Genomic DNA, 4,891 nt, shown 5'->3' with positions numbered 1-4,891 from the left:
GCGAGGCCGAGACCGGCTCGCAGGAGGGCGCGCGAGGAGGATGAGGTCTTTGCGTGTCGTGCTGCTGCCATGACTGCCACCTGCCGGTTCGGTACGTGAGCGTGTGCGCACGCAGCGTAGGCGAGGTGTCGGTCGGGTACCAAAGCGCGCCCCGGCGGGTCGGGGTGGTGGGTGCATGGCGCACACTGGTGCCTCGTGAGTCCCCATCCCGCCGTACCGGTCCGGGTCGTCCTGCTCGCCGGGCCCTCCGGCTCGGGCAAGTCGTCCCTCGCCGCCGCCTCAGGTCTGCCCGTGCTGTCCCTGGACGACTTCTACAAGGACGGCGACGACCCGACCCTGCCGCTCGTCGCGGGCGAGGGCCCGCAACGCGACATCGACTGGGACTCGCCGTTGTCCTGGGACCGGGAGCGGGCGCTGGACGCGATCAGCGAGCTGTGCCGGACCCGGTCCGCCGAGGTCCCCGTCTACTCGATCGCCGAGAGCGCCCGTACCGGCACGGAGACGCTGACGCTCGACCGCACGACCCCCCTCTTCATCGCCGAGGGCATCTTCGCCGCCGACATCGTGCGGCGCTGCCGCGAACTCGGTGTCCTCGCCGACGCGCTGTGCCTGCGCGGGCGGCCGAGCACGACGTTCCGGCGGCGGCTGCTGCGGGACCTGCGCGAGGGCCGCAAGTCCGTCCCGTTCCTGCTGCGCAGGGGTTTCCGGCTGATGCGCTCGGAGCGCGCGATCGTGCAGCGGCAGGCCGCGCTCGGCGCGCACCCCTGCGCGAAGGAAGAGGCGCTGGGAAGGCTGGCCGCGGCGGCTTGCGCACGCGGGCCGGTCGGGCCGGCGGTACGGGAGCGGGGCACGGAGCGGACGGCGAGCTGAGGCGGGACGGGGCCCGGGCGGCGCGCTGACCTCGGCACCGGCGGGACGGGGCGCCCGGCGGCCGGCTCCGTGACCGCGTACGCCCGGCGGCCCGCCCGTCCCCGGAAACGGCGACGGGACCGGAAGGCCCCCCAGCCCTCCGGTCCCGCCACGGCAACCACCCCCGTGGTCGCGACGCCCCCCCGTGGCGCCCCGTGTTCCCCCCGTTCTCCCCCGTGTCCGCCGCCCGTCCCGGACGCGTACTCCCCCGTACGTGCCCCGGGCCCCCGTGCGGCGGACCCTCCCCTCGGTTTCCCCCGTTTCCCCCTGTTCCCCCCGCTTTTCCCCCGTCCCCCCTCGGTCCTCAGGCGACCAGTTCGCCGAAGGACTCCTCGCGGTCACGGTCGCGGCTGAGCGCCTCGTCGTCGCGCAGGCGGCGCAGGCTGCGCCAGATGCTCGACTTGACCGTGCCGACACTGATGTCGAGGATCTTCGCGATCTCCGGGTCCGTGCGGCCCTCGTAGTAGCGGAGGACCAGCATCGTGCGCTGGAGTTCGGGCAGCCGGGCGAGCGCCTGCCACAGGACGGTGCGCAGCTCGGTGCCGCGCATCGCGTCCGTGTCGGTGGCCGTCTCCGGCAGTTCCTCGGTCGGGTACTCGTTGAGCTTGCGCCGCCGCCACGCGCTGATGTGCAGGTTCGTCATGGTGCGGCGCAGGTAGCCGCCGACGGCGGCCTTGTCGGTGATGCGGTCCCAGGCCCGGTACGTCGAGAAGAGGGCGCTCTGGAGCAGGTCCTCCGCCTCGAAGCGGTCCCCGGTCAGGTGGTAGGCGGTCGCGTAGAGGGAGGCGCGGCGCTCCCGGACGTAGGCGGTGAACTCCGCCTCGTTCGCCCGGGACCGCTCCCCCGCGTCCCCCGCGTCCGCCGTGCTCTGGCCGTGCGTGACGCTCCGGTTCCCCTCGTTCCCCCCGCGGGGAACCGGAGCCACGTCCACCGGCGTCCCCCGCAGGGGACGCGGTGCCCGGCCGGTCCCGCAACCCCGTCCCCGTCCGCCCCCGGGCTCATGGCTCCGCTCGAACAGGGACACGGTCGCGGCACCGGAGGTCTCGGTCCGCGCGAGGTAGTCGTGCAGCCGGGTGACCACCGCACCGCCCGTGGTGCTGTGCCGAGTGCTCATCGCGCGCCTCCGTCCTGAGGTGTGGGTGCTTCCGCCGCGAGGCGTTCCCGCCGTCCTTGCGGCCGGCCGGTGCGCCCCGTGTGCCGAAAACATTGCCAACCCCAGTTCATGACCGTGTCCGCCGACTGTCACAGAGCTGTCACAGCGCTTCCTCGCGCGCGCGTCGGAGCAAGGCTCGCCCGCGCGGGGCCGGGCGGGCCGTGCGGAAACGGGCGTACGGAGGAGGGGGCGTACGGAGGGGCAGGCGCGGGCGGCGCCGCGGGCACGGGCCCGCCGCTCCCCTGGGCACGGGCCCGGCTTCCCGGGGGCACCGGCCCCGCGATTTCCCGGGCCCGGGCCTCGCGTCCCGGCACCCGGAGGTCGAAGTCCGGGCGGCCGTGGGACAGAATGACCGGGTGCCTTCCCTGTTGCTGATCGAGGACGACGACGCCATCCGTACGGCCCTTGAGCTGTCCCTGACCCGCCAGGGGCACCGCGTGGCCACCGCCGCCACGGGCGAGGACGGGCTGACGAAACTGCGCGAGGAACGACCGGACCTGATCGTTCTGGACGTCATGCTGCCCGGAATCGACGGCTTCGAGGTGTGCCGTCGTATCCGCCGCACCGACCAGCTCCCGATCATCCTGCTCACCGCGCGCAGCGACGACATCGACGTCGTGGTGGGCCTGGAGTCCGGGGCGGACGACTACGTCGTCAAGCCCGTGCAGGGACGGGTGCTCGACGCGCGCATCCGCGCGGTGCTGCGGCGCGGGGAGCGCGAGTCCAGCGATTCGGCGGCCTTCGGGAACCTCGTCATCGACCGCTCCGCGATGACGGTCGCCAAGGACGGTACGGAACTCCAGCTCACCCCGACCGAGTTGCGCCTCCTGCTCGAACTCAGCAGGCGTCCGGGGCAGGCGCTGTCCCGGCAGCAACTCCTGCGCCTGGTCTGGGAACACGACTACCTCGGCGACTCGCGCCTGGTGGACGCGTGCGTGCAGCGGCTGCGCGCCAAGGTCGAGGACGTCCCGTCCTCCCCGAAGCTCATCCGCACGGTGCGCGGGGTCGGTTACCGGCTGGACGCGCCGCAGTGAGCCGAGGCGACGGGACGGAACGGGACGACGAGGCGGGGCGGGGGAACGGAACGGGGCGGGGCGGCGCGGGGCGGGACTCCGGCGGGGCCGCCGCGCGGGCCGGCGGCTGGCTGCGGCGTCTGCCCGGCTCCGGGGTGCGCTTCACGAGTCTGCGGCTGCGGCTCGTCCTCGTCTTCGGCCTCGTCGCGCTGACCGCCGCCGTCTCGGCCTCGGGCATCGCGTACTGGCTCAACCGGGAGGCGGTCCTGACCCGCACGCAGGACAACACGCTGAACGACTTCAAGGAGCAACTGGCCTCCCCGGACCGGACGGTGCCGCCGGGGCCGACGCGCGAGGACCTGGCGCGCACGGCTCGCGCGATCTCCCGCTCGGGGCAGCACTACGACGTCGTACTGGTCGACCGGGACGCCAGGAACCGTACCGTGACCGGGAGTTCGGCGCCCGGTTCGTTCTCGGTCGGTGATGTGCCGGGCTCCTTGCGCGAGGCCGTCGCCCGGAAGCAGGAGATCACCCCGGCCAACAAGGCGTCCTCGCACCTGTACTGGCAGCGGGTCTCGGTGAAGGGCACGCCGTACCTGATCGCGGGCGCCGAGGTGGGCGACGGCGGCCCGACCGGGTACCTGCGCAAGTCGCTCGGCTCCGAGGCCGACGATCTGGAGTCGCTGGCCTGGTCCTTGGGGATCGCGACGACGCTCGCTTTGCTCGTCGCCGCGCTCCTCGCCCAGGCGGCGGCCACGACCGTGCTCAAGCCCGTGCACCGCCTCGGGGTCGCGGCCAAGCGGCTGGGCGAGGGCAAGCTCAGCACCCGCTTGCGGGTCTCCGGCACGGACGAACTCGCCGAGCTGTCCCGTACGTTCAACGACGCGGCGGCGGCGCTGGAGCGGCGGGTCGCGGACATGAGCGCGCGCGAGGAGTCGAGCCGCCGCTTCGTCGCGGACATGTCCCACGAACTGCGCACGCCGCTCACCGCGATCACCGCCGTCACGGAGGTCCTGGAGGAGGAGATCGACACGCTCGACCCGATGATCGAGCCCGCCGTGCGGCTCGTGGTGAGCGAGACGCGGCGGCTCAACACGCTGGTGGAGAACCTGATGGAGGTGACGCGCTTCGACGCGGGCACCGCGCGGCTCGTGTGCGACGACGTGGACATCGCCGACCAGATCACGGCCTGCGTGGACGCGCGCGCCTGGCTCGACGCGGTCGAACTCGACGCGGAGCGCGGCATCACGGCCCGCGTCGACCCGCGCCGCCTCGACGTGATCCTCGCCAACCTCATCGGCAACGCCCTCAAGCACGGCGGCTCCCCGGTACGGGTCTCGGTACGGGTCGAGGGGCCCTCGCTGGTGATCCGGGTGCGGGACCACGGCCCCGGCATCCCCGAGGACGTCCTGCCGCACGTCTTCGACCGCTTCTACAAGGCCAGCGCCTCGCGCCCCCGTTCCGAGGGCAGCGGCCTCGGCCTCTCGATCGCGCAGGCCAACGCGCACATCCACGGCGGCGACATCACGGCGGCCAACTCCCCCGACGGCGGCGCGGTGTTCACCCTGCGGCTGCCGAGGAACGGCGAGGAGAGCGGCCCGGAGGGCCCACCGCCGGACGGCGGCCCCGCGCCCGACGACAGGCATACGGACACGGAGACGGGCAAGGGCACGGGCACCGGCACACGTGCGGGTGCGGAGTCGAGGAGCGGCACGGTGGGTGCGTGGCAGCGCTGTTGACGACGGCGGGGTTATTCAGCAAGACGGCGGATTCTATGCTTTTATGTTATTTTATTATAATTTTTTTTTTTTTTTTT

Annotated in this window: 4 protein-coding genes; 3 read left to right on the top strand and 1 reads right to left on the bottom strand. The window is 73.1% G+C overall.

Annotation, left to right across the window (positions count from 1 at the left end; genetic code table 11):
* The first annotated feature begins 171 nt into the window (after nt 1-171).
* Nucleotides 172-870 (top strand): uridine kinase family protein, encoded by a 699-nt coding sequence (locus tag SSBG_RS18920; protein ID WP_008747679.1) that lies wholly within the window; start codon nt 172-174, stop codon nt 868-870.
* A 343-nt stretch (nt 871-1,213) separates the two neighbouring features.
* Here the strand turns inward: SSBG_RS18920 and SSBG_RS18915 are convergent, their stop codons facing one another.
* Entirely contained in the window at nt 1,214-2,023 is an 810-nt protein-coding gene (locus SSBG_RS18915) for a SigE family RNA polymerase sigma factor (protein ID WP_037870120.1), read from the bottom strand.
* A 395-nt stretch (nt 2,024-2,418) separates the two neighbouring features.
* Between SSBG_RS18915 and SSBG_RS18910 the strand changes: the two genes are divergently transcribed.
* Entirely contained in the window at nt 2,419-3,096 is a 678-nt protein-coding gene (locus SSBG_RS18910) for a response regulator transcription factor (protein ID WP_037870118.1), read from the top strand.
* Nucleotides 3,093-4,814: a sensor histidine kinase gene (locus tag SSBG_RS18905; protein WP_008747676.1), complete on the top strand. Its 1,722-nt coding sequence runs from the start codon at nt 3,093-3,095 to the stop codon at nt 4,812-4,814. The genes SSBG_RS18910 and SSBG_RS18905 overlap by 4 nt, the downstream gene beginning before the upstream one ends.
* The last annotated feature ends 77 nt before the right edge of the window (nt 4,815-4,891 follow it).

It is taken from the genome of Streptomyces sp. SPB074 (genome assembly GCF_000154905.1).
Classification (GTDB): Bacteria; Actinomycetota; Actinomycetes; order Streptomycetales; family Streptomycetaceae; genus Streptomyces.
This window is presented reverse-complemented; position numbering and strand designations above follow the sequence as displayed.

What these genes read in the sequence shown, in the direction of transcription:
- SSBG_RS18915 (WP_037870120.1), bottom strand. Translation starts at nt 2,023, where the DNA reads ATGAGCACTCGGCACAGCACCACGGGCGGTGCGGTGGTCACCCGGCTG.